Genomic DNA, 23972 nt, shown 5'->3' with positions numbered 1-23972 from the left:
TGGGGTTGGGGATCCAAGACCAAGCTCACTAACTGGGCACTGGCATCCTGCACCGTCCACCATCCCTCTGCAAAGCCCGGTAGGTCTTGAATGTTGCCGGGGCGATCGCCCAATCGCAACGCATAGGGGATTCCGGGCAGTCGGGCAACCGAGATGCCCGCATTTAGAAATGCCGCTTCGACCTGGTCAACGGTTGTCCGCCGCCGATTTACCCGTAGATCAAGGCTTGGCGGACGGTTGCACCACTGGCAAAGCGCTTCCGTATCGGCTAGCCCAAATTGCCCTCGCCAAACCTCAATAATCCAGTCGGGATAGCTGTACTGTATACTCAAGCGCTGAACCGGATCGTCAGGATACTGGAGCGGATCGGTTCCCAGTTCAGTAAGGCGAAGGTACTGGCGCAAAATGCCATTGACCACACCCGTCAGTCCTTTTAGTCCCAAATCTTTGGCCAAATCTACGGAGGTATTCACCGCCGCCGAATCGGGAATGTGGCTCAAGTAACGCAGTTGGTACAGCCCTAGCCGCAACACTAACCGTAAGTTGGGGGGTTGGTGCTCGGCAGGTTTTGAACCCAGTTGGCTAATCAGCGCATCCAACGTTCGCTGCTGCCGGAGACTGCCATAGACCAATTCCGTGACTAAACGGCGATCGCTCCCACTGAATGGGTGGCTCTGTAAGGCTCGATCCAGCGCCACGTCTGCAAACGCGCCTTTCTCCACCGATCGCAGAACGTCGGCAGCTAATTTCCGGGGATTGGACTCACTCATGGCGGGTTGACGAAAGAATAGGTTGGAGGGCGATCGCGTCCTCCTAGGCCAGCATCCAGATGAAGACTGAATATGTCCAGCTTCAAACTATAGCAAATGATACAAACCCTGCACGGAGTCTCCGCATTTCAGGCGATGTTTACCGAGGGAATGGGTCTCTGTTCGGTTCGGGATCCCGAAAAGCACTGTAGTCCTACAGCGTGTGGTTCGTTACGCTAAAGTTTGAATCAGTTTTATTGTGTAACCTAGGTACACTCCAATGACGTCCCAGACTCTTAACTTCGTTGTATTGCATGATTGTCTTGAGGATGCCGCCTATGCCCTAGAGACAGGGCGACCGGATCAAGCGCTTGCCTACCTGGATTCGGCTCGGAGTCGTCTGAAGGAACTTGTCTTGGATCTGGTCGCTGCAGGCAGCCAAATCACGGAGCTTGAAGCGCTTTTAAATGCTGAAATCTCTAGATATGACGCTACCCAAATTTCAGAAGTTGCCTAGAAAACCTGTTCCTGCGAGTGAGGACAGCTCAAAAACGGAGTTGATTGCTGCGGTGAGAGCGATCTTCTGTGGTAGCTGAGCGTTTTTAAAGGATTTAATGGGAATCGTTGTGCGTTTATCGTGCAGCGTTTATGCATTTAAAAAGCTATGGATACCAGCAGTCTATTCACGACTATTCGTGAAAGAATGAAAGATGCATAAATCAACAGTTGTCCACACGGTTGATTGCTTTGAGGGGGGCTTGTGCCCCTAGACTCAGGAGCGATCGCCCTTGTCATCGTCACTCCTCTGTCGAAGTAGGAGATGACGTTTTAAATTGAGCCATGCCTAACACGTACCAAGTCGAAATTCTTCACGGTGGGACATCGAAAACAATCACGGTGTCCGAGGATCAGACAATTTTATCCGCTGCTCTAGAGCAGGGGCTGGAGCTTCCCTCCTCCTGTAATGCCGGAGTTTGCACCACTTGTGCAGCATTAATTCAAGAGGGTCAGGTTGATCAGCCCGATAGCATGGGGATCAACGCCGAATTGCAAGCCAAGGGATATGTGCTGCTGTGTTCGGCCTATCCTCGCTCAGATCTAAAAATTGAAACCGACAAAGAGGACGAGGTGTATTTCCTCCAGTTCGGACAGTTTCAGCAGTAGTCCTTTTGTGATTGAGCGCTAGACCCAAACCATGAGAACGTCATTTTTGGCGCTTCAAGTCCCGTTGCAGGGTTCAACGGTCTTGCTTTGCCATGCCATTGAGCAATCGTTAACCCAGTACGGGATTCCCCTCCGTTGGGCGATTACGACCGTTGATCGGGAGGCTCAGGTTGCTCATATCGAGGCGATCGTGACCTCCGACGACGGGACATTGGCGTGACTCAGCATCGCAAGTTAGGGAGAAACCATGAGTGAACCTGTCTTATCCTGCAATGCGCGCCCCTTAACGGTTGTCTTGATTGTGCCAACCGGAATTGGTGCTGCCATTGGTGGGTATGCGGGCGATGCGCTGCCTGTGGCGCGGGCGATCGCCCACGTTGCCGATCGCGTGATCACCCATCCCAACGTTCTCAACGGGGCACAACTCTACTGGCCGTTGCCCAACACCCTCTACGTTGAAGGGTATGGACTTGATCAACTGGCGGCTGGACACTGGGGGCTGCGGCCTGTCCATGCCAACCGGGTCGGCTTACTTTTTGACCAGGCCATTGAACCCGATCTGCTGTTACGCCACCGTCAGGCCGCTGATGCCGCCCAAGCAACTCTCGGAATCCAGCTCACGGATTATGTGGTGACGGATCACCCCCTGGGTGTCACATTGCAGACGGCTAAATCGGGTGCTACCTGGGGCACGATCACCCATCCAGATAGCTTGCTCCGGGCGGCAGAGCGTTTGATCCACGAAGCAGGAGCAGAGACGATCGCTGTGGTTGCCCGCTTTCCGGACGATCTTGGCAGTGAAGCGTTGCAGCAGTATCGCCAAGGGCAAGGCGTGGATCCCCTTGCTGGGGCAGAAGCGGTGATTAGTCATCTTGTTGTCCGCACCTTTCAGGTTCCCTGCGCCCACGCCCCTGCCCTCAACCCGCTACCATTAGATCCAGAGGTCTCACCCCGCTCAGCCGCCGAGGAGATAGGCTATACTTTCCTTCCCTGTGTGCTGGCAGGTCTCAGTCGTGCCCCTCGGTTTATTACACCCGCGCAGCAAGGGCGATCGCACCCTCTGGATATCTGGATGGATCAAATTGATGCCGTGATCATTCCAGAATCCGCCTGTGGAGGGAGTGCTGTACTCAATCTGGCTGGACAACCCGGAACCCAGATCATCACGGTTCGGGAAAATACGACGACCATGGAAGTCCCGCCCGATGTCCTCGGAATTCAGGCTGTACAGGTAAACTCATACTTAGAAGCCTTGGGTGTATTGGTTGCACTGCGCTCCGGCATCAATCCATCCGCTCTCCGCCCCGATGTGAAGCCCCTCTGCCCCTTGTCCTCGTCGTAAGTTGTGATGAACGTTTTGTGAATCAGCCCCAGTCTCCCGACCCGAACCTTGAACCGTTAACCCGCGTCCAGATCTTGGCGGCGATGGGAGTCACTGCTGTAGTTCTCTTCGTCATTGCCCAGTTTTGGCTAATGTTCGACCGGGTAGAACTGTTGGCGGTGTCCTGGGAACCCATCGCGATCGTGCTCGGCATTCTGCTGGGGCTGGGCATTACGGCGGCGAGTAGCGTGGTGTATTATCTCTGGGAGTCGTACCGCCAGAGTGCAGATTTTTACCTCAATATGGTGCTTGCTCCGTTGATGTTGCCAGATCTCCTTTGGTTAGGGCTTTTGCCAGGACTCAGCGAAGAACTCCTGTTTCGCGGTGTGATGTTGCCTGCCATTGGCCTCAACTGGTTTGGTTTAGCCATTTCCAGCCTTTGCTTTGGGGTTCTTCATTTCAGTGGGACGCAGCAGTGGTCGTACGTAATCTGGGCCACAGTCATCGGAGCGGTGCTAGGACTCAGCGCACTCTACACCGGAAATTTATTGATTCCGATCACGGCTCACGCCACCACGAATTTGCTCTCTAGCCTCCTCTGGAAACTGAATGCCGCTAGTCCAGATCCCTCCTAGTATTGCTTTGAGGCATGATGCATTTGGGGTGTGACAGAGGGTTTGCCAAGATAAAAAATAAAATTTTTTAGAAACTTTGCCTGAACGTTTGGGTCTTGGGCTGTTAAGTCTAAATAGGTGCCGCCAGCGATCGCAACTAGATACTGTTTGAGTGTTGCGGATGGGGGCTAGCTTGCACAACTGCTTGCTTCTTCATGGGATGTAACTTTGCCAATGCACAACCAAGACGTCGCCAATTCAACCGCATTGACCTACGATGAATTGCTTGAAGAAGTGCAACGCCTGCGGCAGCAGGTGGCTGATCTGCAAACCGCTGCCCCAAGGCAGTCTCCGTCTGGACGCGACAACGGCGACCCAGAGAGCATATCCCCTGAAACTGAGCCGAATACGCTTTATCGCGACATTGTGGACAATGCCGTTATTGGTTTTTTTCAGGCGATTCCAGACGGTGGATATTTAAGTGCGAATTTGTCCCTCGCTGAAATCCTGGGATATGAATCGCCAGCCGATTTAATTGCAACGGTGTCAAATGTGGATCAGCAAATCTACTGCGATCGCACCGTGCGACAACAGTTCAAACAACGTTTGGAACAATGCCAGGTCATCCGAGAGTTTGAATGTCAAGTTTATCGGAAAGACGGACAGCAGATTTGGGTGTCTGAAAGTGTCCGATTGGTGCGCGACCAACAGGGTAATCCGCTCTATTACGAAGGGAGCTGCGTGGATGTTACCCATCGCAAGCAGATTGAAGCGGAATTGCAGCAAACCCATGCTCGCTTAGAAGACATCATTGCTGAGCGAACAGCCGCGCTCAAAGCATCGAATGATCAGCTCGTGGATGAAGTTGCTGAGCGTCAGCATGCAGAAATAGAGCTACAAGCGGCGAAAAACCAGTTGCAGGCGGTGTTGGATGCGGTGCCGGGGATTGTGTCGTGGGTGAGTGCCGATTTGCGGTACCTGGGAGTCAATCGTCATCTGGCTCAGATGTTTGATCTCCCGATTGATACCTTCCCAGGGCAGGACATTGGCTTTTTGGGCAGTGGTCTGGAGTTTAGAGAATTTGTCAAAGAGTTCTTTGCCGGAAACCAACAAGACGTCTATCGCCAAGTGTCTACCCTCGTCAAAGGTCAAACTCGCGATTATTTAATTGTCGCCCAGAAATACGACAACGATTGCGCCGCGTTTATTGTTGGCATTGATATTACCGAACGTTCTCAGGCTGAAGCTTCCCTGCGTCAAGCGGAAGCGAACTACCGCTCGATCTTTGAAAATGCCGTAGAGGGAATTTTCCAAACCACCCTAGAGGGACGCTACCTGAGTGCCAATCCTGCCCTTGCCCGGATTTATGGCTACGACTCACCAGAGGATCTCATCCAGAGTTTCAGCGATATCAGCAAGCAGCTATATGTTGAACCTGGTCGCCGTGCTGAATTTATTCAACTCCTGTCTGAGCAGGGATCCGTTGTGCGTTTTGAATCCCAGGTTCAGCGCAAGGATGGCAGCCTCATTTGGATTTCGGAAAATGCCCGCATCGTTCGTGATGAAAATGGTGAGCCGCTGTGTTTTGAAGGAACGGTTGAAGATATCACAGAGCTCAAGCTCGCTCAACAGGCTCTCCAAGAAGCTAAAGCCGAATTGGAAACGCGGGTGGAAGAGCGGACGCAAGCCTTGAAAGAGGCCAATCAGCGGTTGCTGATTGAGATTCAAGAGCGGCAGCGGGTGGAGGCGGCCCTCCGTGGTTCGGAAGCGGAGCTTAAGGCGTTATTTGCCGCAATGACCGATGTGATTACGGTTTTTGATGCAGAAGGCCGCTATTGCAAAATGGTGTCTACAAACTCTGAACTTCTTTACAAGCCGGAGGTGCAGCGGGTTGGCAAGACGGTATATGACGTTTTACCTGCTCCTCAGGCGACGTTATTTGCCATTTATATTCAGCGATCGCTCAATACGGGTTGTACGCTAACGCTAGAATACAGTTTGCCCATTAGCGATGCCGAAGCACAAACTAGCTCTGACGGAAGCTTTGATGGCTCGGCTTGGTATAACGCCACAATTTCGCCATTACCCGATCAGCGGGTGCTATGGGTGGCGCGTAATATTACCGCTCACAAACGAACCGAGGATCAACTGCGCCGCGCTGAAGAGAAATACCGCAGCATTTTTGAAAACGCTGCTGAGGGCATTGCTCAAACCTCAACCGATGGACACTATCTGAGCGTTAATCCAGCGTTGGTCAAAATGTTTGGATACGCATCCTTCGAAGAGTTTGAGAGCGAGGTTCCTTGTACGGATTATCTGTATGTTAATCCTTTGCGGCGGGCAGAATTTCGCGCAAGGCTAGAGAAAGAGGGATCGGTGTCAATGTTCGTTTCCCAGGCTAGGCGGCGGGATGGCAGCACGTTTTGGATTTCGGAAAATGCGCGGGTTGTGCGCGATCGCCAAGGCAACACTCTCTACTACGAAGGTACGGTAGAGGATATCACCAAGAGCAAACAAGCTGAAGAAGCCCTGCGAAAGTCGGAAGCGAAGGAACGGGAAAATGCTCAACAGCTCCAGAAAGCCCTAGATGAGTTGAAGCAAACCCAAACGCAGCTTGTCCAAAGTGAGAAGATGTCGAGTCTGGGACAACTGATGGCGGGTGTAGCTCATGAAATCAATAATCCCGTCAACTTTATTTACGGCAATCTGGCGTATGCGACTCGCTATACCCAGGACTTACTCAACTTGCTCCAGCATTACCGGGCGGCCATTACCGAGGAACCCCCGGAACTTAAAGAACAGGTGCAAGCTGTCGATTTGGACTTCGTGATTCAGGATCTGCCGAAGCTGTTGGGGTCGATGCGGACTGGGTCTGAGCGAATTCGGGAAATTGTGCGATCGCTCCGCAATTTCTCCCGCCATGACGAAGCTGAACTCAAGCTGGTCGATATCCATCAAGGCGTTGACAGCACATTGATGATCTTGCAGCCTCGTCTGAGGGCGGATTCTGGCAAGGCAACCGTGGTAATTGTGCGGCAGTATGGTCAGTTGCCCCAGGTGAAGTGTTACGCCGGACAACTCAATCAGGTCTTTATGAACATCCTGAGCAACTCCATTGATGCATTACGAGATTGGGAAGCGGAGCGACCAGGATTTGAGCCCAAGATCTTAGTGCGAACGCGGGCGGTTGAGGGCGATCGCATCCAGATTACGATTGCCGATAATGGCCCTGGAATACCGCCAGACATTCTGAGCCGAATTTTTGACCCGTTTTTCACAACCAAGGATGTCGGTAAAGGTACGGGCTTGGGTTTGTCCATTAGCCATCAAATCGTTGTAGAACGCCACCAGGGACGTCTAACCTGTCAGTCGTCTCCGAATAAGGGGGCAGAGTTCACCATTGAGATTCCAGTCCGGCTAGCCGAGGGATAAGGACTCAGCCCTTTGTAGCAGCTGACGGATAGGGATACCAGTTTTGCGTTTTGCGTGGAGGCTGCGTTGCACCATTCGCGATTCCAGCCTTGGTTCTGTGGCTGGAGTTGAAGAAACTGGGATGGGATTAGGTCTGTCGCCAAATCTGTACCGTACCATCCTGATTGCCGCTAACGAGAGTTTGTTGATCCCCCGTAAAGGCTAGGGACTTTACGGCCCAGGATGCGGTGAGTTGGTCGGTGTACTCCAGCGTGCTGGGGTGCTCCCATGCCCACAGCTTAAGGGTACTGTCATCGCTACCGCTGGCGAGCCAATGCCCCTTGGGAGAGCAGGCTAGGGTTGCGATCGCCGCTCGGTGAGCGGGAATGGTCTTGATCAATGCATTGGTGGCTAAGTTCCAGAGGCGGAGTTCGCCCCGTTCGCCTGCGGATACCAGGGCTTCTTCGTTGGGACTAAAGGCGATCGCGGTAGGGCGATCGCTCACTTTGAAGGTATTCAATAACTCGCACTGCCCTGACTCCCAGATGGCTCCCACATCCCACACTCGAATCGTCCGATCCCCACTACTGCTCACCAACCACTCGCCATCTTCGGTAAACGTCAGAGCCGTAATCCGATCACGGTGGCGATGCACGGTGGCGATCGCCCGTTTTTCGACCAAATCCCACACCTGCACCCTACCGTCCCCACTGCCCAGTGCCAGCAGTTCGCCATCGCTGCTGAGTGCCACCGCACTAATTCCCCAGCCCTCGACACTCCACGATGCTTTTAGAGTGCGCTGGTGGAGATCCCAAACCTTGATGCCCCCATCTTCCATCACCGTGAGCAGCAATGGTGGATTTAAAGCGAGACCTAGACCGACAATGGCCGCCGCCGATTTTAGGGAAAGATTGGGCGATCGCCCTGGAAAGCGATGGATCAACTCGCCCGTCTGTCCGTTCCAGAAGCACAGGTTCTCGCGGCTACTGCTGATAATGCGCTGTCCGCCTGGACTCAGAGCGATCGCATTCACACTGGCCTCATGTCCGACCAAGGTGTGGTCAAGGGTGTAAAGCACAGACGGTGCAACACTTCGCCGCGAAGGGGAGTGTTCCCGCAGGACGGGACGCTGTAGGACACCCGCCCTTGACGGATTGAGAGTTGCTGATTTAGATGCGTTAGATTGTGCCCCAGGAATAGAGCGATCGCGCTTCACGACGGTAACCCGCTGCAAGTCTTGAAGTACGTCCGCCGCTCGTGGATAGCGTTGACTTAGGGGACGATACAGCAGTCCGTCCAGTACCCGAACCAAGCGATCGCTCACGGGATGGGGCAAAAAGTCGCGCCAAACCCAGCGATCTTCAGCAATGCTGTAGAGGTCAAAGGGGTGGATAGCGGTGAGTAAATGCAGGCAGGTAACGCCGAGGCTATACAGATCACTGGCAAAGGTGGCCTTGCCGAGAATCTGCTCTGGGGCGGCATAGCCTGCACTGCCGATCATGGTTCCGGTGCGGGCGAGAACGGTGTTGGTTGCGTACTTCGAGGCTCCAAAATCGACCAGAACTAATCGCCCCCCTCCGCTGGGCAGAATAATATTGGCAGGCTTGAGATCGCGGTGAATAATGCGGCAACGATGGATATGGTCAAGAACAGGCAACAGTTGGAGCAAGACCGTTTGCACCTGGGACTCGCTAAAGGCACCCTGCTCTGCCAAGACGGTTTCGAGGGTTTGGCCATCAATATAGTCTTGCACTAGGTACGGATCGCCATCGTGGTCAAACTGATCGAGCCAGCGGGGAATTTGGGGATGATCAATCAAGTCTTGAAGGCGTGCCGCTTCGTCCTGGAAAAGTTGCGCTGCTTTTTCGGCATAGGCAGAATTTTGCAGCCGTAATGAAAACCGCTTCAGCACACAGCGGCGATCGCCCTCAAATTCATCGTCTTCATCGATTGCTAGAAACGTTGTGCCAAACCCACCTGCACTAATCGGCTGGAGAATGCGGTAGCGATCGCCCACGATTAAATCTCTGCCGCAACTGACGCAGAACTCTTCTGTGGGTGGATTCACAGGCTGGACGCAATCCGGATTAGGACAGTAGCTCATGCATGACCAGGATGCTTAAACGTAGGATAGGCTAGTGCTAACGTAGCGCATCCATTCTTGATTTAGCATGAGTTGGATTACGGACTCTGTAGATGAGGAGCGTCCTTTGAACTAGCAATTTTGGTGGAGGTGATTAGGTATGACAATTCGAGAAGCCGCGATTGCGAAGATCCAGCAACTTCCAGAATCGCTGGTGCAAGAAATTATCGACTTTATCGATTTCATCACGCGCAATCGTCAAACCAAAGCAGCTATTGATTCGCTTGAAGGCGATCGCTCTAGCGATTGGACACAATGGTTTGAGTCTACTGATAGCTTAGACATCACCCCGACAGCGCCAACTAACGAATATCAGCAGCGCTTGCTGAGTAAATATCAGCAACAAGGACTCGACCCGTGATTCTCTGCGATGCTGGGGGTTTGCTGTGTCTGGTCGATCGTACTGAACCTCAGCACAATGCCTATCGAACGATCGTTACAGACCTAGCACAACCCCTGATTACAACCTGGGCATGCTTGACAGAAGCCATGGATCTCGCACTCCATCGCGGTGGATGGGCAATGCAAAAGCAATTGGGTCGGCTCCTTTTAGACAACCTGCCGCTCATTTGCGAGATTCAGGAAAATGACTATGCCCGCTTATTAGATTTGATGGAGAAATATCGCGATCGCCCTATGGATTTGGCAGATGCAACCCTAGTGGTGGTAGCTGAGAAGACAGGGTATCGGTAAATTCTGACCCTTGATTCCGACTTTTTGATTTACCAAATTGGTGATCGGGGGAGCTTTAATGTAATCCTAGTCCAGTGATGCAATGTGTAAGCTAGAACAATGGATGACAAACGTTTCAGTAGTGGCCTGTTCCCAGTGAAGAACCAACTAAACGGTCAGGGTATTCTCTCGCAGTCTGTCCCTAGGTAGGAACTAGTTCACCCGGGCGAAGACGTGCCCATTTCCCTACTTCTTCACGAAAGCTCTTGCACCCGACCACATCCCACTCCATCTCAATGATGTCGTCCTGATGCCGGATATTGACGTTAATCGTCGGTTCTACCGCTTCAAAATCAGGCATTTCCGTCAAATGGGGTTGCTGATGTTGATGCTCAACCGCATAGTAAGTTGTACAGCGATCGACGTAGTGGCAGTTTACACAAATACACATATTCGACCTCCTAAGCTCGGTGGGAGCGCTTACGTCAGAAATCTACCGATTCGATACGTAAAATAGAATAGTTTTCTGCTACTCTAACTCAGGTTTTATCAATACGGACATCGCGGCTAACGAAATGTTGCAAAGTGCAACGATTAAGGGTTGGTGTTTAATCCTGGGGTGATTCTGGGGAAGCGCGACGATCCAACGAGCGAACCATGCGAGGGTACGGTAGCGTGTAACGGCTGCCGCGATCGCCATTGTTGTTTCGTGTAATGGAATTAGGTCATCTTTGAAGCAGACGAGTGCATACTTTACGTTGGATCAACTGCACAAGCAAATTGCGTCCACCGATTCTCCGGTTCTTTCGCCTGAGGCGTGGCCGTTTAGCCTCAAATGGTTGCCAGAGGGAACGCATCTGGTGGGGGGCAACGTGCGAGACGCATTGCTGGGAAGGCACGCAGACTATTTAGATTTGGATTTTGTGCTGGCGAGTAATGTCATTGGTGTCGCGCAGGCGATCGCCAAACAGTACCAGGCCGGATTTGTGGTGTTGGACGCCGAACGGCAGATCGCCCGCGTCGTGTTTGATGGCGCGACGGCAGATTTTGCGCTTCAGGTCGGTGACACCTTGGAAGATGATTTGCGTCGCCGCGACTTCACCGTCAATGCGATCGCCTATAACCCTTTTACCGAGCAGTTGTTTGATCCGGTTCAGGGCTATGCCGATTTGCAACGACACTGCATTCGGATGATTGCGCCGGAAAACCTAGAGGAAGATCCGTTGCGGCTGTTAAGAGCCTACCGTCAAGCGGCTCAGCTTAGTTTTGCGTTAGATCCCGCAACCCAGGCGGTGATCCGGCAATTGGGCGATCGCCTCCAAGGGATTGCCGCCGAACGGGTTCAGTCTGAATTGAGCTATTTGCTGAGCACCGCAGCCGGAACTCCATTTCTGCATAAAGCGTGGCAAGATGGCTTGCTAACCTACTGGCTTCCCCATGCGACGGCTAGTGGATTGGAACGGGTGAATCGTATCGATGAAGCGGCAACTATCCTCAGCGAACGGTTTGCAGACTTTGGGCCGCTCCTCAGCGAGTGGGTGCGCGATCAGCACAAAACGTCAGGCAGCATCCGGAGTTGGTTGAAAGTGGCTAAACTTGCTTGTTTGGTTGCGTACGAGGTTGACGTAGCCGAGGCTGAACTTTGGCGCTTAAAGTATAGTCGCAACGAAGTGCAGGCCGTCCTCACTGTGATCCAGGCGATGTCTGGGTTGACCTCCGAGCCTGCTACCCTTTCGCTCCGAGATCAGTATTACCTGTTCCGTAGCGTGGGGGCGGTGTTTCCCGCCGTGGTATTGGCAGCCGTCAGTTCTGGGACTGCGATTGATGCCCTAACGCCTCTGATGCAGCGGTTTCTATGTCCCCAAGATCCGGTTGCCCATCCCAAGCCAATGGTTACTGGGCGAGACCTGATGGCGGCCTTGCAAATGCGGTCAGGTCCGCAAGTGGGACAACTGCTAGAAGCGATCCAACTTGCCCATGCGGAAGGGCAAATCCACACCGAGGACGAGGCGATCGCCTATGCGAGATCGCTATACATCAGTGGGGATATGTCCTAGAAAATTCGCTGAACGGTCACCAATTGCTGTATTTAACGCGATGTGCAACTAGTTTGCCCTCATCCCAATTCTTCTCCCCAAGGAGAAGGACGTTCGGGCATTTCTGGTTCCCTCGCCCTTTGGGACAGGGCGGGGGAGAGAGCGGTCTTTGCAAGCGTTTGGTAAAAGGCGCACATCCCGTGTATTGAAGTTTGAAGAATGGATGATCATTGCGATCGCGATATGGTAGTATTGATCTCCTGTGACGTTCGTTAACCTATTTGCAATCTGCAAATGGATTGGCGATCGCATTTGTCCTGTGCGGCCTTTGCGTCACGCCTGAATTTGCACGATTACCATCGAGTTTTGAGGGTTTAGAATGGCTAAGCGCCGTAATCTAAAAAAAGAGAAGGCTCTACGCAACCAAGCGTATGCCCGTAAGTTCCGTAAACGCTCTGGATCATCTCGCTTCTCGCGACGACGTTCGCCCAGTGCTGGCCAGTCTGACGAAAATCCGGATGAGCAAGAGGATGTGGAAGCCTCTGATGCTGCCGACTAGCTAGTTGTTCAGAAGGCTTCGCTATCCAGAATACTAAGTGTCTTTCGATCAAGCTGATTCAGACCAGTTTGGTCGAAATTGTTTTTTAAAGGGGCCCTTGTGAGCCATTCCGGTTGGCTAAGTGAGGCAAAATAGCGCTCGCAAATCCATCCTTGAGTTTCCTGCCTCCAGTTGTTCGTCCATCCGATGCTCCATGCGGCGATCGAGGGCGATCGCCGTTTGCAAACCTGACCCAAGGGCATCTTCCACCTGACTACCGCCGCACCAATCTCCCCCGCAGAGCAACAAGCCTGGCTCTACACTCTGCACATAGGGCGTAGGATACGGAGTCCGGCAAAAGGCATAGCGCCAGCGATGAACTTGCACGATCTCAGGCTGAACGAGCGATTCCGAAAGACAGGGAGCAGCGGCCTCTAGGAGGGATTGTCCTACAGGTACGAGGTCTCCATCATCAAGATGCTGTTCAGCAAACGTCGCATTACTCTGCACAACGACGGCGATCGCATCGGCGGTTGAAAAACGACTCTGCTTCCTGGCATCAACGCTGACCCACGCGAGGGTAGGATGACTCGTAAAGTGGCACGCTTGCATAGTAGGGTTAGGATCGAGCGTTCCTGGGGCGTAGGCGGCGATCGCCGTAATGCAGGGGTCAAACTCAACGGATTGTAGAGATTGAACGACCTGAAGCAGCGATGGATGCTCTGCCACTAGCGGCTGGGTCAGATCCAAAGCTTGGGGGGCTGGAATCATCAGGACAAGTGCCTTGGCCGTGAGGTGAGTCAACGGCTCATCTGGGGTGGAAGCAACGGTCTCACAGGTCAGCATCCACCCGTCGACATGGGGGGCGATCGCCACAACCCGCTGTCCTCGATGAATATTGAGTCCCTCGGCCAGCGCTTTTGCCACCGCAGTAAGGCCTTGATCGGCCACATATCTCCCGGTTGGTAGTGGAATGACGTCATCGGAATTGACCTGAGAAACCGGAATGTCCCAGGCATGGAGGATGGCGCGATCGCCCATGATGTCTAGCAACTGTTGTGTCAGAAAACCTTGAAGTTCTAGATATCGAACGCCGTGATCGGCCCAAGTGCCCGCAATGCGGCGGGTGGCTAGGCGTCCGCCCAATCCCCGCGATTTTTCGACAATCGCAACCTCATATCCCACTTTTTGCAGTTGTTTGGCACATATCAGCCCCGATAATCCGGCTCCGACAACTGCAACATCGACCATAACCTGTGATAACAACCGCCCATGAATTGTTAGCAATTTCCCTCACAGCCTAGCGTACATCACGATCGTGCGGAACGGAATCCTGCAGCCTTAGAATAATGGCAGTAGACTATACGGAAAGCAATGTTGTGGTTTGAGGCTTGGCGTGGAGTCTGCACAGTCTCAGTTAGGAGGGTATCCCAGTGGATGAGCTTAGAACGGTGCTGGAGTTAGCAACAGATGAGGAATTGCAGCTCCTGACAGAAATTCTGTTTCAGCGAAAGTTCAATCCTATAGACTATATGTGTACTCCTGAACCGATCGATGTCCAAAGCCGCGATCGCTACGCATGGCTCGACGCCATCGAACAGCGTTTCCGATTTGTAGCCGCCGACGGATTTACCGTCTTACAAGGACGCAGCGATCAGTTGAGCTATCGCCGCATTCTCATCCAGGTCTGCCGATATTTAAAAATTCCCTACGATACGGCCTACTCCACGATTGAGCTAGAAGAAGAAATCTTTTTATTCCTGCTGCATCGCACCTGGGAGCGCTTGCCCAGGGAGGAACAGCAGGTTTTGAATGACCGAATGCAGCGATCGCTCTCCCAATCGGACTTAACGAAACAGCTTCCCTTTTCCCTGCGACGCAATCCGTTGGGGATTCTCCTGGGTGGCAGTAGTGCCCTCGCGATGACCTCAGTGGTGCGACCCATGATTTTGCAGCAAATTGCCCGTCAAGTTGCTATCCATACCACCACCTATCAACTGGCGAAGCAGGCAACCGCGAAAGCTGGAACGGCGATCGCCCTTCAAGCACAGGTTGGGATGCGAATGGCGTCACGGGGGGCCATCCTCAGTACAGCCCGCTATACGGCAGCTCGCAGTATGTTGGCGTTCCTGGGTACCGCGATGTGGGTCTGGTTTGCAGCCGACTTGGGGTGGCGGGCGATCGCCACAAACTATGCCCGGATTATTCCGGTTATTTTTACCCTGGCTCAGATCCGCTTGATCCGAGCCCATTACGTTGAAACCGCCTGCTACAGACTAGCCTAAATAATTCACAAAGGAGGAATCGCGTGACTCAGCGGGAATTTCGCACGGATCAAGTCCCAACGTCGGATGCTTCGACTCTAACCTATTACGACATCCTGAACGTTTCACCATCAGCATCAGCGCAAAAAATTCGCCAAAGCTATCGAGAGTTAAGCAAACTCTACCACCCAGATACCACCGAACTACCCGCCGAAGTGGCAACGGCAAAGTTCCAGATCTTAAATGAAGCGTATGCCACGCTGAGTAGCCCTGAGCGACGGTTAACCTACGATTTCTCGATTGGCTATTCGCGCTACACCGTCGTGCAGCCTCGGCTTGATCTGGATCGTCCCGTGTCTCAAGCAAAATCCTACCGTTCGTCGGCCTACCTCGATCCCACGGATCGTCCGCTCTCGTCGGGAGAAGTTTCGGTTCTATTTGTCCTTGCCGTGACCTTTGTGGGCTGTTTGCTGTTGGCCTTGTGGATTGGCATCAGTCGGGGTGAACTCGCTTGGCGTTCCCCGTCCGTGCCGCCATTAGAGGAATTTGCCTCTGCCATGGGCGATCGCCCGGTTCGCGATCTGGGGCTGGGTTCATCTTCCTTTACAATTGGAGAAATTTAGAGATTAAGTTATGCTACCGTTTCAGTACGCCATGAATCTTCCTCCTGCTGACACCCCTCTTTACAGCCATCCGTTGCCTGATATTGAAGCTTGGCTATCATCGCAAGGCTGTCAGCAAGACCCCCAAAACCTGAACTGTTGGACGATTAAGACGTCGGAGTGGGTCGCGGAGCTTGAACTAGACATTGATTCGTTAACGGTTCGCTACCTGGGTGCGGGAGAGGGCGGTGAAGATTTGGTGCGTTCGTTTAAGTATTCCCTGAGCCGTCGGGATTTAGACGAGGTGATTTTTACGGGGCCATAATGTCCATAGAGTTGATCGAAACACGAATGCCCAAAAAACAAAGCGATCGCCTCAAACGGGGCGATCGCTTTCTCAATCAATATACTGGCTCTAACCCAGAATTGCCCTAGAAACGATTACTCTCTGGAGGAGCAGCTTCACGGAAGGCTGGATCGGTTAGGAACAGGTTACGAGCGCTATCGTTTTGGTACACACAGTCAACCCGGACATCGCTGTCCTTCGCTTCAATATTGCCCGTGAAAGCCAGGGTATTCATCCGGTTTTTACACTGGCGTAGGTCTTCCGGCGAAACTCTCTTGGTCTGCTCCAGCATGGTCATATTATTGCTGCGCATGACGCATCCCGGCTGCATCAACGGTTGTGAGACGTAGACATTAAATGGGTTCAGGGTCACAAATGCCCGCATGTCCACCGTAATCGCACTCGCCCCGAACTGGACGCACAGTTCTGGATTGGGAGCACTACGGTCGATGACGTTGCTAGAGGCAACATTCTGTGGCGTAAAGCTTGCCGTAGAACTGAAGGCAATGCCCAAGCCAATACCCAGAACCAGAACCGCTGCCAACACCGCCAGAACGGTGGAGTTCAAGAGCGAACCAACCCCGCCGCCAGACTTGCTAGGCGAGGGAGGGCGACCATAGTCGTAATCATAATCCTGGGGTGGCATGGGTCGTGAGGGTGGTCTAGATTTGCGTCGCATAGGCATGGATTACACTATCCTCTCATCCTAGTCTAACTTTCTTGAAATTTGGTGATCAGTCGCAATCAACTCCGATTTTGGTATGCGCTCAGTAATCAGACGGGTATCAGAAATGTAAGAATAGATGGGTGTAAAGCAATGTGAACGTGTTTGTAAAGTTTAGGGTAATAGCGTAACCTTGGCGTCTCAAAATTCTGTATCGATTCGGCGTTTAGTCAAACGTTCGACTCCTTCAACGATATTGGCTGACAGTCTAACGGTTTTTTGGGGAGACTGGCTGGATTTGCGGGTGCGTATTTTCCAGGTCGCGGCTTCTGGCTTAGTTTCCCCTCTAATTTATATTCTGGCATTCGGGTTGGGATTGGGGAGTGCGCTAGATGCGGCCATTGAACCTCCGGCAGGCGAAAACTACCTTCAGTTTATTCTGCCGGGAATGGTGGCTTTGTCTTCAATGACGATTAGCTTTGGGGGCACAACCTTTTCTATCTGTGGCGAACGACTGTATGCAAAGACCTTCGAGGAAATTTTGCTGCTTCCGGTTCATCCCCTCTCGCTGTTTCTGGGCAAAATGCTAGCAGGCGTGGTGCGGGGAATGATGACTTCTGCTTCGGTCATCTTGATCGCTCTGATTTTCACCCAAAATATCAATTTCCTGAGTCCGCTATTTTTGCTGGTTTTGGTGCTGAACTGTGCGGTGTTCTCTGGCTTGGGGGTCATTGTGGGGCTTAATGTGAAGTCCCTAGAGGGTGTGGGATTGTTGAATAACTTTCTAATTGTGCCGATGTCGTTTCTGGGGGCAACCTTTTTTGATCCCAAAACCCTCCCGCTCATGCTCAAAGGTGTGGTTTACCTCCTCCCGCTCACCTATACCAGTACCTCTCTGCGAGCGGCGGCGTATCTTCCCTTGAGCGAGTTTCCTTGGTATAGCATTCCCATTTTATTGGCGATCGCGCTAATCCTCTGCGGGATTGGGGCATACCAGTTTGCTCACCAGCAGGACTAGGCTGAGGTTCTGAGTTGGCAGCTTGTGAAGGCGATCGCTTCTGGTTTAACCTGAAGTGTTTTGAGTTTTTATCGAGAGGATTGGAAGGGGCACCATGTCCGAAGACGAAATTCGTGCGACACGCATCGAGAAAGCAAACCAACTCCGGCAACTAGGATTCAATCCCTATGCCTATCGCTGGGATGTGACCCACCAAGCGGCAGAGTTACAGCAAACCTATGCTGATCTGCCGAGTGGTGAGGCAATAGATGTGACGGTGGCGATCGCCGGACGCATTCTCAACCGTCGCGTATTTGGGAAATTAGCCTTCTTCACTCTTCAGGATGAAACAGGAACCATCCAGCTTTATCTCGATAAGAAAACGGTTCAGGCAGGCATGGAGGATATCGATCCCCATGCATTTGACCACCTCAAAAATCTGACGGACATCGGCGATATCCTGGGGGTGAAGGGAACCATTAAGCGCACGGAGAAAGGCGAACTCTCGGTCAATGTCGAACAGTACAGCGTCTTGACTAAAGCACTGCTGCCCCTGCCGGACAAATGGCATGGCCTGACCGATATTGCCAAGCGCTATCGCCAGCGCTATGTCGATTTGATTGTGAATCCAGAAGTTCGCCAAACCTTCCGACGTCGGGCACTGATTACTGCTGCCATTCGTCGTTATCTCGACCAGAACGGGTTTATCGAAATTGAAACGCCTGTGCTGCAAACCGAGCTTGGCGGTGCAGATGCGCGACCCTTTGTGACCTACCACAATACGCTCGATATGGAGTTGTATCTGCGGATTGCGACAGAACTGCACCTGAAGCGGCTGATTGTGGGTGGGTTTGAGAAGGTGTTTGAACTCGGTCGAATCTTCCGAAACGAAGGGATTTCCACCCGACACAACCCAGAATTTACCTCCATTGAGGTATACCAAGCCTACGCCGACTACAACGATATGATGGCACTTACGGAAGCGGTGGTGGCCTACGCGGCGAAAGAAGTCGTGGGCACCCTCACCGTTCCCTATCAAGGCGAAACGATTGATCTCACGCCGCCGTGGCGACGGGTAACGATGCTGGAAATTGTGAAGGAGCATACAGGTATTGATTTTTCGCCGTATCTAGGCGCGGATACAACGGCAGATGGACTCGCGGAACTGCTCACCCAACTGAAGGTGTCAGGCATTGAGGTGGATGATGCCAATCCCGAACGCCTACAGCCAGGACGCTTACTGGTTGAAGCCTTTGAACAGAAGGTCGAAGAAACGCTGATCCAGCCGACCTTTGTGCTGGATCATCCCGTGGAAACGTCGCCCTTGGCAAAGCCCCACCGCGATCGCCCTGGCTTGGTAGAGCGCTTCGAACTCTTTATTGTCGGGCGCGAAACGGCCAACAGTTTCTCGGAGTTGACCGATCCCCTGGATCAACGACAACGCCTAGAAGCCCAGGCCGCCCGCAAGGCCGCAGGAGATTTAGAGGCTCACGATGTGGATGAAGACTTTCTGGAAGCGCTAGAGTACGGGATGCCCCCGACCGGAGGACTAGGGATTGGGATCGATCGCCTGGTGATGCTGCTAACGGATTCTGCCAGTATTCGGGATGTGATTGCTTTCCCACTGCTAAAGCCGGAAAAAGCAGAGGTGGAGGAGTAGCCTACGCGTCGTATGAAAGGTTGGTGGCTTGCAGTGATAGGACTGGGGATGGGGGTTTCGGCGTGTCAATCGCCAAGCCCAGATTCGGCAGCTCCGTCACCGACCGCCATACCAGTGCCTCAAACGCAGTCACCTTCGTCATCTGCGTCCGCGATCCCATCAATCCCTAGACCCACACCTACGATTATGGCTCCTCCTCCTGCCAGTTCATCGACACCTGCTGCGTCTGAGCCAACCACTGTACCTGAGCCAAGCGCAGATGCTGCGACGGTTGATCCCAGTGTTCCCCCCACGGATTCAGATCCATTGGATACGAGTGCTGCCCCTGCATCGACCGCCGAGGCTTTGCCCTCTACCTATCGCCAACATGATGGATTGTTTGAACTGACCCTTCCACCGGGATATCGGTACCGGGAAATCGAAGATGGGGTGAGCTTTATTTCAGGCGATCGCCGCTTCGGTGGATCCGCAAATGTTGTATCGGCTGAAGGGCGATCGCTCACCCATGAGCTACTCGAAATGGGGCTTAAAGAGGAGTATAAGAATCGCTTACAAAGCGTGGAATGGCAAGCATCCACTCCTCAACCGGATGGCAGTCTGCGGGTAGATTGGATTGGTGTAGATACCAATGGCGATGTGCTCGATTCCGTCAGCTTTGTGGAACAGCACGGGGACTATATCTACATCCTGAACTTGCACGCTATCAATGAGGCGTACGCAAACCACGAAGAAGCGGCCACTGCCATTGTGGAGAGCTATCGTCTGCGGGGCAGTGAGTAGGAAGGAGCAATCGCTCCTACTCTGGCTCCCTGAAACGGTTTTAGTGAAGGAAGTGGCGAGTTCCGGTGAACACCATCACGATTCCCAATTCGTTTGCTGCATCAATGGATTCCTGGTCACGCAAACTGCCTCCCGGTTGGACGATCGCCGTAATGCCTGCCGCTGCTGCCGTTCGGACGGAATCATCAAAGGGGAAAAAGCCGTCACTGGCCAAAAACGCACCTTGGGCTTTCTCTCCGGCCTGCTCAAGGGCAATTTTCACCGACCCAACCCGGTTCATCTGACCTGCACCCACGCCTAAGGTGGTGCGATCGCGCGTGACCACAATCGCATTGGACTTCACATGCTTGACCACCCGCCACGCAAAGAGAAGTTCGGCCAGTTCATCCTCGGTGGGGTGCTTTTGGGTCACAACCTGCCACGTCGAGGGATCAATAGGCTCATCGTCCGCACTTTGAACGAGTAATCCGCCAGCGATCGCCTTGATCGTTTCTGCCGGCCCGCTGGCGAAATCGGCGAGGGTGAGCACACGCACCTTCGACTTTTTACCTAAAATATCCTGGGCTTCGGCATCGCAACCTGGAGCCACAACGCATTCCAAGAAAGTCTCAGTCAGAGCGGTGGCGGTGGGGGCATCGAGAGGACAGTTGAGGGCAACAATGCCGCCAAAGGCAGACACCGAATCGGCAGCGAACGCTTTGCGGTAGGCGTCCTCAATAGTTCGTCCCATGGCGATGCCGCAGGGATTGGTGTGCTTTAGGATCGCAGCGGTCGGTTGATCGGCTGGAAATTCGCGGATGATGCGCCGCGCAGCTTCCAGATCTACAAGGTTGTTGTAGCTCAGTTCCTTACCCTGAAGCTTTTGGGCGGATGCCCAGCCGCTGGGTACGGTTCCTGTCTGATACCAAACCGCAGGCTGATGGGGGTTTTCACCATAGCGCAGGATCTGAAGCTGTTTTCCTGATACTACGAATGTGTCAGGCAGTGAATCAAATTCAGTTTTGGCGACGGAATCGAGATAGGATGCGATCGCCTGATCGTAGGTCGCCGTGTGCCAAAACGCCTGGAGGGCAGCGCGACGACGGAAGGCTAACGATGCTTCTCCGTCATGCTGGCGAATTTCATTTAAATATTCATCGTATTGAGTTGGGCTGCACAGGACGGTGAGGTGGGCAGAGTTTTTGGCCGCTGCTCGCAGCATGGCTGGACCACCAATATCGATATTTTCGATGGCGTCTTCCAAGGTAACGTCGGGTTTGGCGATGGTTTGCTCAAAGGGATAGAGATTAACGACGACTAGATTGATTGGGCGAATTTGGTTGGCGTTTAAATCGGCCAGGTCTTCGGCAAGACTGGTGCGGGCTAGAATGCCGCCATGAATGCGGGGATGAAGGGTTTTGACACGGCCTCCCAAAATTTCGGGCGATCCGGTGTAGTCGGATACCGTTGTGACGGGGATGCCCGCATCTTTCAGGGTCTTTGCGGTTCCCCCACTGCTCAGCAGTTCAAAATCGAACTCGTCAACAAGTTGCCGAGCTAAATTTACAATCCCCGTCTTATCGGATGTGCTGAGAAGTGCTAGCCGTGCCATGAAATCGCTGTCCTTTTGAAAACGCCCTTTGAGATTCTAACGCCTCCATTTGCTCTTGTTACAATGACTTCGGGAGTCAAACACAGAATCGGTGCGTATGCCATCTCCAACGCCGCAAAAACAGTTGATTGCCGAAGCGATTACACCGGAACGGTTTCAACCGTTTGGTCAAGTTATTTACGCCACAGAAGACGGCACGCCCTACTCGTCACAGGATGCTCAACTGCAATTAGATTGCGGTGTGCCTCGGTTCTACATCATGCGGCTGCATCGCAAAGGTCGTCACTTTTCGCGAATTACGCGGCATCAGCGGTGTACCCAATGCCTAGGGGCTCTGGAGGGCAAATCTTGGTTGATTGCAGTCGCGCCACCAAGTTCACAACCTCAGCCCGCCTTGGATGCGATTCAAGCGTTTCAAGTTCCAGGCAATTGCTTTATCAAGCTGCATGTAGGCACCTGGCACGCTGGGCCTTACTTTGACGCGGACACGATTGATTTTTATAACTTAGAGTTGAGTGATACAAACGTGATCGATCACGACACCTGTGATCTGTGGGCGACCTACAATACCGAGGTTGAAATTTGTTGATTTTGAATCCTGTTTGAATCCTGAGGTTCTGTAAACGTCCTATCTGGATGCTCGGATCGTGTTGCAGCGATCGCCCAAACTGTGTGCGTTCAATCCTACAAAAATAGCAGCCCCATAGCGCTGCCCGTAGGCGTTACGATGGAGCTGGAGACGCAGTTAGGAGGTATCTTTGACTATCTAAGGTAACTCGAAATTCCAGATAACTCTGTGTATTTAACAAGTTCTTAAACATAGATTCTAAATTTGTCACGATCTCATAGGAATTTGAGGATAAATGCCGAATATATCCCCACGTTTTTCTATGGTTAGGATAGTCAGGAACTCGTCATTCCTCGTGGTCTACCAAAAGGTATCGAATCACGCGTAGCTGGTCTTCGGTCGGAAGCGCGTAGGGGTGAACCTTTTTGACCTGGCTAACGGCTTCCCACAGTTCTAGTTTTTCGTACAGGCACAGATAGGCGGTACAAACCGTGGGCGATCGCTCTACCCCTGCTAAGCAATGCACGTATACAGCCTCCCCTTGCTGAATTTGCTCGTTGATAACTTCAAGGACGGTGACTAGATCTTGAGGCTGAATTCCCAACACAAAACTGCTGTCGGGCAGAATGAAGCGCAGGCAGCGGAAGGCTTGGATAACGTCCTCCGGTAACTTTCCCTCGGATGGGGCACATAAGGACACAACGGCAGTAATGCCAGCATCTTTGAGTAAGGCACTATCTCCAGGTTCTGGTAGAGAACCAATGGCAAGTTTGCCCGGAAGAACCCAATTGGGAAGCTGGGAACTACGCCGATTGAGTTGACGTGGCTTCTTGCCCTGAAAGTCGCGATTGAAACCCATATAGAGGCTGATAGGGATTAAAAATCGATCCTATCGTAGCCGAGGTGAAAATAGGTGATGCATGGGGCAGTGAACTAGGGCGGCTCATATTTGAGTTTTAAGTTTTGAGCTTTGAGTTGGATACCAGTTTGGATCTGTAACTGGTATAGCTGTTGCCAGCTAACCGATATGGCTAGCGCTATATATTTCAAATCAGCACCCCCAGAAATGGCTATGGGGTGTCAATGAGTTTCGACGAGCCAGGGATATTACGCCGATTTTCAAGGCGATCTAGCGAGTTCCAGCGCTATCATGAACCGAGTCCGCCAGTGGGAATACCCTGAATATGTCTAACGAATCCCGATTGCCCCAGTCTAATCTGGTATCTCGCCAACTGTTAATTGCTCAGTTTCGCCAGCGCTATCCGATGGGGGCTTTGGTGACCGACTTGCTGACCATTCATCAAGGGGAGTACGTGGTGCGATCGCAGGTTCAAATCGGCGGCACGGTATGGTCTACGGGGATGGCAGCGGCGAGTAGGGTCGAAATCGCTGAGGATCTGGCGCAAGAGCGGGCTTTGCTGCTGCTGGGATTGGAGCCAGGACGACAGGATTTATCCCTTGGGGAAGCGCGATCGCCCGCCCTCGCACCACCCCAATCCCTCACCTCCCAATCCCTCACCTATGCAACGGTGGGTTTAGAATCCATCGGGTTAGCAGATTCCTCCCCTGGGAATGAAACACCTCAGACGCCAAAGGCCTCTGTGCCTGTACCTCCGGTTTTGGACATTCCGGCTACAGAGGACCTCTCAAAAGGGGCGATCGCCTCAACCCCATCTATACCCTCTGTTTCCCCAACTCAGGCCGATTCTGAATCATTTCAAGCGCTCGATTTGCTTCAGGCTCTAGAACCATCGCCACCGCCCCTTACGGAACCCACCGAGGGATTGATCCACGAACCACTACCGGAGCCTCCAGACCTAACTTCTGCCTTGCCGGATGAGATGCCCGCTGA

25 protein-coding genes and 1 pseudogene are annotated in these 23972 nt (G+C 52.7%); 18 read left to right on the top strand and 8 right to left on the bottom strand.

Annotation, left to right across the window (positions count from 1 at the left end):
* Window positions 1-770 (bottom strand): 16S rRNA (cytosine(967)-C(5))-methyltransferase (locus tag IGR76_16020; GenBank protein ID MBF2079976.1); only part of this gene is annotated, 770 nt, incomplete at its 3' end.
* Between the two features lie 289 nt (window positions 771-1059).
* Between IGR76_16020 and IGR76_16015 the strand changes: the two genes are divergently transcribed.
* From IGR76_16015 to IGR76_15990, 6 genes are all read left to right on the top strand, one after another.
* On the top strand, window positions 1060-1266 hold the full coding sequence (locus IGR76_16015; GenBank protein MBF2079975.1) for a hypothetical protein: 207 nt from the start codon (window positions 1060-1062) through the stop codon (window positions 1264-1266).
* 323 nt (window positions 1267-1589) lie between these two features.
* Window positions 1590-1913 carry a 2Fe-2S iron-sulfur cluster binding domain-containing protein gene (locus tag IGR76_16010; GenBank protein ID MBF2079974.1) on the top strand — a complete coding sequence of 108 codons (324 nt, stop codon included), beginning with the start codon at window positions 1590-1592 and terminating at the stop codon, window positions 1911-1913.
* Between the two features lie 31 nt (window positions 1914-1944).
* The gene (locus tag IGR76_16005; protein MBF2079973.1) at window positions 1945-2133 is read left to right on the top strand and encodes a hypothetical protein; all 189 of its coding nucleotides are present in this window, start codon (window positions 1945-1947) and stop codon (window positions 2131-2133) included.
* A gap of 27 nt (window positions 2134-2160) precedes the next feature.
* A complete protein-coding gene (locus IGR76_16000; GenBank protein MBF2079972.1) occupies window positions 2161-3255 on the top strand; it encodes a DUF3326 domain-containing protein in 1095 nt (364 codons plus the stop codon).
* An 83-nt stretch (window positions 3256-3338) separates the two neighbouring features.
* Window positions 3339-3869, top strand: a complete 531-nt coding sequence (locus IGR76_15995) for a CPBP family intramembrane metalloprotease (GenBank protein ID MBF2079971.1) — start codon at window positions 3339-3341, stop codon at window positions 3867-3869.
* A gap of 207 nt (window positions 3870-4076) precedes the next feature.
* The gene (locus IGR76_15990) at window positions 4077-7280 is read left to right on the top strand and encodes a PAS domain S-box protein (protein ID MBF2079970.1); all 3204 of its coding nucleotides are present in this window, start codon (window positions 4077-4079) and stop codon (window positions 7278-7280) included.
* A gap of 127 nt (window positions 7281-7407) precedes the next feature.
* Here IGR76_15990 and IGR76_15985 read toward each other — a convergent pair whose 3' ends face one another.
* Window positions 7408-9363 (bottom strand): serine/threonine protein kinase, encoded by a 1956-nt coding sequence (locus IGR76_15985; protein MBF2079969.1) that lies wholly within the window; start codon window positions 9361-9363, stop codon window positions 7408-7410.
* A 139-nt stretch (window positions 9364-9502) separates the two neighbouring features.
* On the opposite strand from IGR76_15985, the gene IGR76_15980 reads away from it, so the two are divergent.
* Entirely contained in the window at window positions 9503-9763 is a 261-nt protein-coding gene (locus IGR76_15980; protein MBF2079968.1) for a DUF2281 domain-containing protein, read from the top strand.
* Window positions 9760-10173 (top strand): annotated as a pseudogene (locus IGR76_15975) (PIN domain-containing protein). Before IGR76_15980 ends, IGR76_15975 begins: the two are co-directional and overlap by 4 nt.
* A gap of 103 nt (window positions 10174-10276) precedes the next feature.
* Here the strand turns inward: IGR76_15975 and IGR76_15970 are convergent.
* The gene (locus IGR76_15970; GenBank protein MBF2079967.1) at window positions 10277-10525 is read right to left on the bottom strand and encodes a Ycf34 family protein; all 249 of its coding nucleotides are present in this window, start codon (window positions 10523-10525) and stop codon (window positions 10277-10279) included.
* Between the two features lie 307 nt (window positions 10526-10832).
* Here IGR76_15970 and IGR76_15965 point away from each other — a divergent pair, with 307 nt between their 5' ends.
* Together IGR76_15965 and IGR76_15960 are read left to right on the top strand one after the other, a co-directional pair.
* Window positions 10833-12131 (top strand): CCA tRNA nucleotidyltransferase, encoded by a 1299-nt coding sequence (locus tag IGR76_15965; protein MBF2079966.1) that lies wholly within the window; start codon window positions 10833-10835, stop codon window positions 12129-12131.
* A gap of 358 nt (window positions 12132-12489) precedes the next feature.
* Entirely contained in the window at window positions 12490-12669 is a 180-nt protein-coding gene (locus tag IGR76_15960) for a hypothetical protein (protein MBF2079965.1), read from the top strand.
* Between the two features lie 117 nt (window positions 12670-12786).
* Here the strand turns inward: IGR76_15960 and IGR76_15955 are convergent, their stop codons facing one another.
* Window positions 12787-13899 (bottom strand): FAD-dependent oxidoreductase, encoded by a 1113-nt coding sequence (locus tag IGR76_15955; GenBank protein ID MBF2079964.1) that lies wholly within the window; start codon window positions 13897-13899, stop codon window positions 12787-12789.
* Between the two features lie 182 nt (window positions 13900-14081).
* On the opposite strand from IGR76_15955, the gene IGR76_15950 reads away from it, so the two are divergent.
* Genes IGR76_15950 through IGR76_15940 form a run of 3 tightly spaced genes read left to right on the top strand, consistent with a single transcriptional unit; the run spans window position 14082 to window position 15839 of the window.
* Complete coding sequence (locus IGR76_15950) at window positions 14082-14933, top strand: hypothetical protein (GenBank protein ID MBF2079963.1); 852 nt, start codon at window positions 14082-14084, stop codon at window positions 14931-14933.
* A 23-nt stretch (window positions 14934-14956) separates the two neighbouring features.
* Window positions 14957-15535: a J domain-containing protein gene (locus IGR76_15945; protein MBF2079962.1), complete on the top strand. Its 579-nt coding sequence runs from the start codon at window positions 14957-14959 to the stop codon at window positions 15533-15535.
* A 31-nt stretch (window positions 15536-15566) separates the two neighbouring features.
* Complete coding sequence (locus IGR76_15940) at window positions 15567-15839, top strand: DUF3143 domain-containing protein (GenBank protein MBF2079961.1); 273 nt, start codon at window positions 15567-15569, stop codon at window positions 15837-15839.
* Window positions 15840-15945: 106 nt separating this feature from the next.
* On the opposite strand, the gene IGR76_15935 is transcribed toward IGR76_15940, so the two are convergent.
* Window positions 15946-16539 (bottom strand): DUF3172 domain-containing protein, encoded by a 594-nt coding sequence (locus IGR76_15935; GenBank protein ID MBF2079960.1) that lies wholly within the window; start codon window positions 16537-16539, stop codon window positions 15946-15948.
* Window positions 16540-16717: 178 nt separating this feature from the next.
* Here IGR76_15935 and IGR76_15930 point away from each other — a divergent pair, with 178 nt between their 5' ends.
* The gene (locus IGR76_15930) at window positions 16718-17542 is read left to right on the top strand and encodes an ABC transporter permease (protein MBF2079959.1); all 825 of its coding nucleotides are present in this window, start codon (window positions 16718-16720) and stop codon (window positions 17540-17542) included.
* A gap of 94 nt (window positions 17543-17636) precedes the next feature.
* Window positions 17637-19181, top strand: coding sequence for a lysine--tRNA ligase (lysS, locus tag IGR76_15925; GenBank protein MBF2079958.1), 1545 nt, complete (start codon window positions 17637-17639; stop codon window positions 19179-19181).
* A 1-nt stretch (window position 19182) separates the two neighbouring features.
* Here lysS and IGR76_15920 read toward each other — a convergent pair whose 3' ends face one another.
* The gene (locus IGR76_15920) at window positions 19183-19323 is read right to left on the bottom strand and encodes a hypothetical protein (GenBank protein MBF2079957.1); all 141 of its coding nucleotides are present in this window, start codon (window positions 19321-19323) and stop codon (window positions 19183-19185) included.
* A 44-nt stretch (window positions 19324-19367) separates the two neighbouring features.
* Here IGR76_15920 and IGR76_15915 point away from each other — a divergent pair, with 44 nt between their 5' ends.
* A complete protein-coding gene (locus tag IGR76_15915; GenBank protein MBF2079956.1) occupies window positions 19368-19961 on the top strand; it encodes a hypothetical protein in 594 nt (197 codons plus the stop codon).
* Window positions 19962-20001: 40 nt separating this feature from the next.
* Here the strand turns inward: IGR76_15915 and purH are convergent, their stop codons facing one another.
* On the bottom strand, window positions 20002-21552 hold the full coding sequence (purH, locus tag IGR76_15910) for a bifunctional phosphoribosylaminoimidazolecarboxamide formyltransferase/IMP cyclohydrolase (protein MBF2079955.1): 1551 nt from the start codon (window positions 21550-21552) through the stop codon (window positions 20002-20004).
* A gap of 97 nt (window positions 21553-21649) precedes the next feature.
* On the opposite strand from purH, the gene IGR76_15905 reads away from it, so the two are divergent.
* The gene (locus IGR76_15905; GenBank protein ID MBF2079954.1) at window positions 21650-22141 is read left to right on the top strand and encodes an ureidoglycolate lyase; all 492 of its coding nucleotides are present in this window, start codon (window positions 21650-21652) and stop codon (window positions 22139-22141) included.
* Window positions 22142-22466: 325 nt separating this feature from the next.
* Here IGR76_15905 and IGR76_15900 read toward each other — a convergent pair whose 3' ends face one another.
* Window positions 22467-22979, bottom strand: a complete 513-nt coding sequence (locus tag IGR76_15900; GenBank protein MBF2079953.1) for a dual specificity protein phosphatase family protein — start codon at window positions 22977-22979, stop codon at window positions 22467-22469.
* A 325-nt stretch (window positions 22980-23304) separates the two neighbouring features.
* Between IGR76_15900 and IGR76_15895 the strand changes: the two genes are divergently transcribed.
* The coding region (locus IGR76_15895; GenBank protein ID MBF2079952.1) for a hypothetical protein at window positions 23305-23972 on the top strand (668 nt) is incomplete at its 3' end.

Origin of the sequence: Synechococcales cyanobacterium T60_A2020_003 (assembly GCA_015272205.1) — a bacterium.
GTDB lineage: Bacteria > Cyanobacteriota > Cyanobacteriia > RECH01 > RECH01 > JACYMB01.
The sequence above is the reverse complement of the archived record's forward strand: the minus strand, read 5'-3'. Positions and strand labels throughout refer to the sequence as shown.

Bases quoted from the DNA above. Each gene is read 5' to 3' on its own strand.
- IGR76_16010 (MBF2079974.1), top strand. From the start codon at position 1,590: ATGCCTAACACGTACCAAGTCGAAATTCTTCACGGTGGGACATCGAAA.
- IGR76_16005 (MBF2079973.1), top strand. From the start codon at position 1,945: ATGAGAACGTCATTTTTGGCGCTTCAAGTCCCGTTGCAGGGTTCAACG.
- IGR76_16000 (MBF2079972.1), top strand. From the start codon at position 2,161: ATGAGTGAACCTGTCTTATCCTGCAATGCGCGCCCCTTAACGGTTGTC.
- IGR76_15995 (MBF2079971.1), top strand. From the start codon at position 3,339: ATGGGAGTCACTGCTGTAGTTCTCTTCGTCATTGCCCAGTTTTGGCTA.
- IGR76_15985 (MBF2079969.1), bottom strand. From the start codon at position 9,363: ATGAGCTACTGTCCTAATCCGGATTGCGTCCAGCCTGTGAATCCACCC.
- IGR76_15980 (MBF2079968.1), top strand. From the start codon at position 9,503: ATGACAATTCGAGAAGCCGCGATTGCGAAGATCCAGCAACTTCCAGAA.
- IGR76_15970 (MBF2079967.1), bottom strand. From the start codon at position 10,525: ATGTGTATTTGTGTAAACTGCCACTACGTCGATCGCTGTACAACTTAC.
- IGR76_15960 (MBF2079965.1), top strand. From the start codon at position 12,490: ATGGCTAAGCGCCGTAATCTAAAAAAAGAGAAGGCTCTACGCAACCAA.
- IGR76_15955 (MBF2079964.1), bottom strand. From the start codon at position 13,899: ATGGTCGATGTTGCAGTTGTCGGAGCCGGATTATCGGGGCTGATATGT.
- IGR76_15940 (MBF2079961.1), top strand. From the start codon at position 15,567: ATGAATCTTCCTCCTGCTGACACCCCTCTTTACAGCCATCCGTTGCCT.
- IGR76_15935 (MBF2079960.1), bottom strand. From the start codon at position 16,539: ATGCGACGCAAATCTAGACCACCCTCACGACCCATGCCACCCCAGGAT.
- lysS (MBF2079958.1), top strand. From the start codon at position 17,637: ATGTCCGAAGACGAAATTCGTGCGACACGCATCGAGAAAGCAAACCAA.
- IGR76_15920 (MBF2079957.1), bottom strand. From the start codon at position 19,323: ATGACGAAGGTGACTGCGTTTGAGGCACTGGTATGGCGGTCGGTGACG.
- IGR76_15915 (MBF2079956.1), top strand. From the start codon at position 19,368: ATGGCTCCTCCTCCTGCCAGTTCATCGACACCTGCTGCGTCTGAGCCA.
- purH (MBF2079955.1), bottom strand. From the start codon at position 21,552: ATGGCACGGCTAGCACTTCTCAGCACATCCGATAAGACGGGGATTGTA.
- IGR76_15905 (MBF2079954.1), top strand. From the start codon at position 21,650: ATGCCATCTCCAACGCCGCAAAAACAGTTGATTGCCGAAGCGATTACA.
- IGR76_15900 (MBF2079953.1), bottom strand. From the start codon at position 22,979: ATGGGTTTCAATCGCGACTTTCAGGGCAAGAAGCCACGTCAACTCAAT.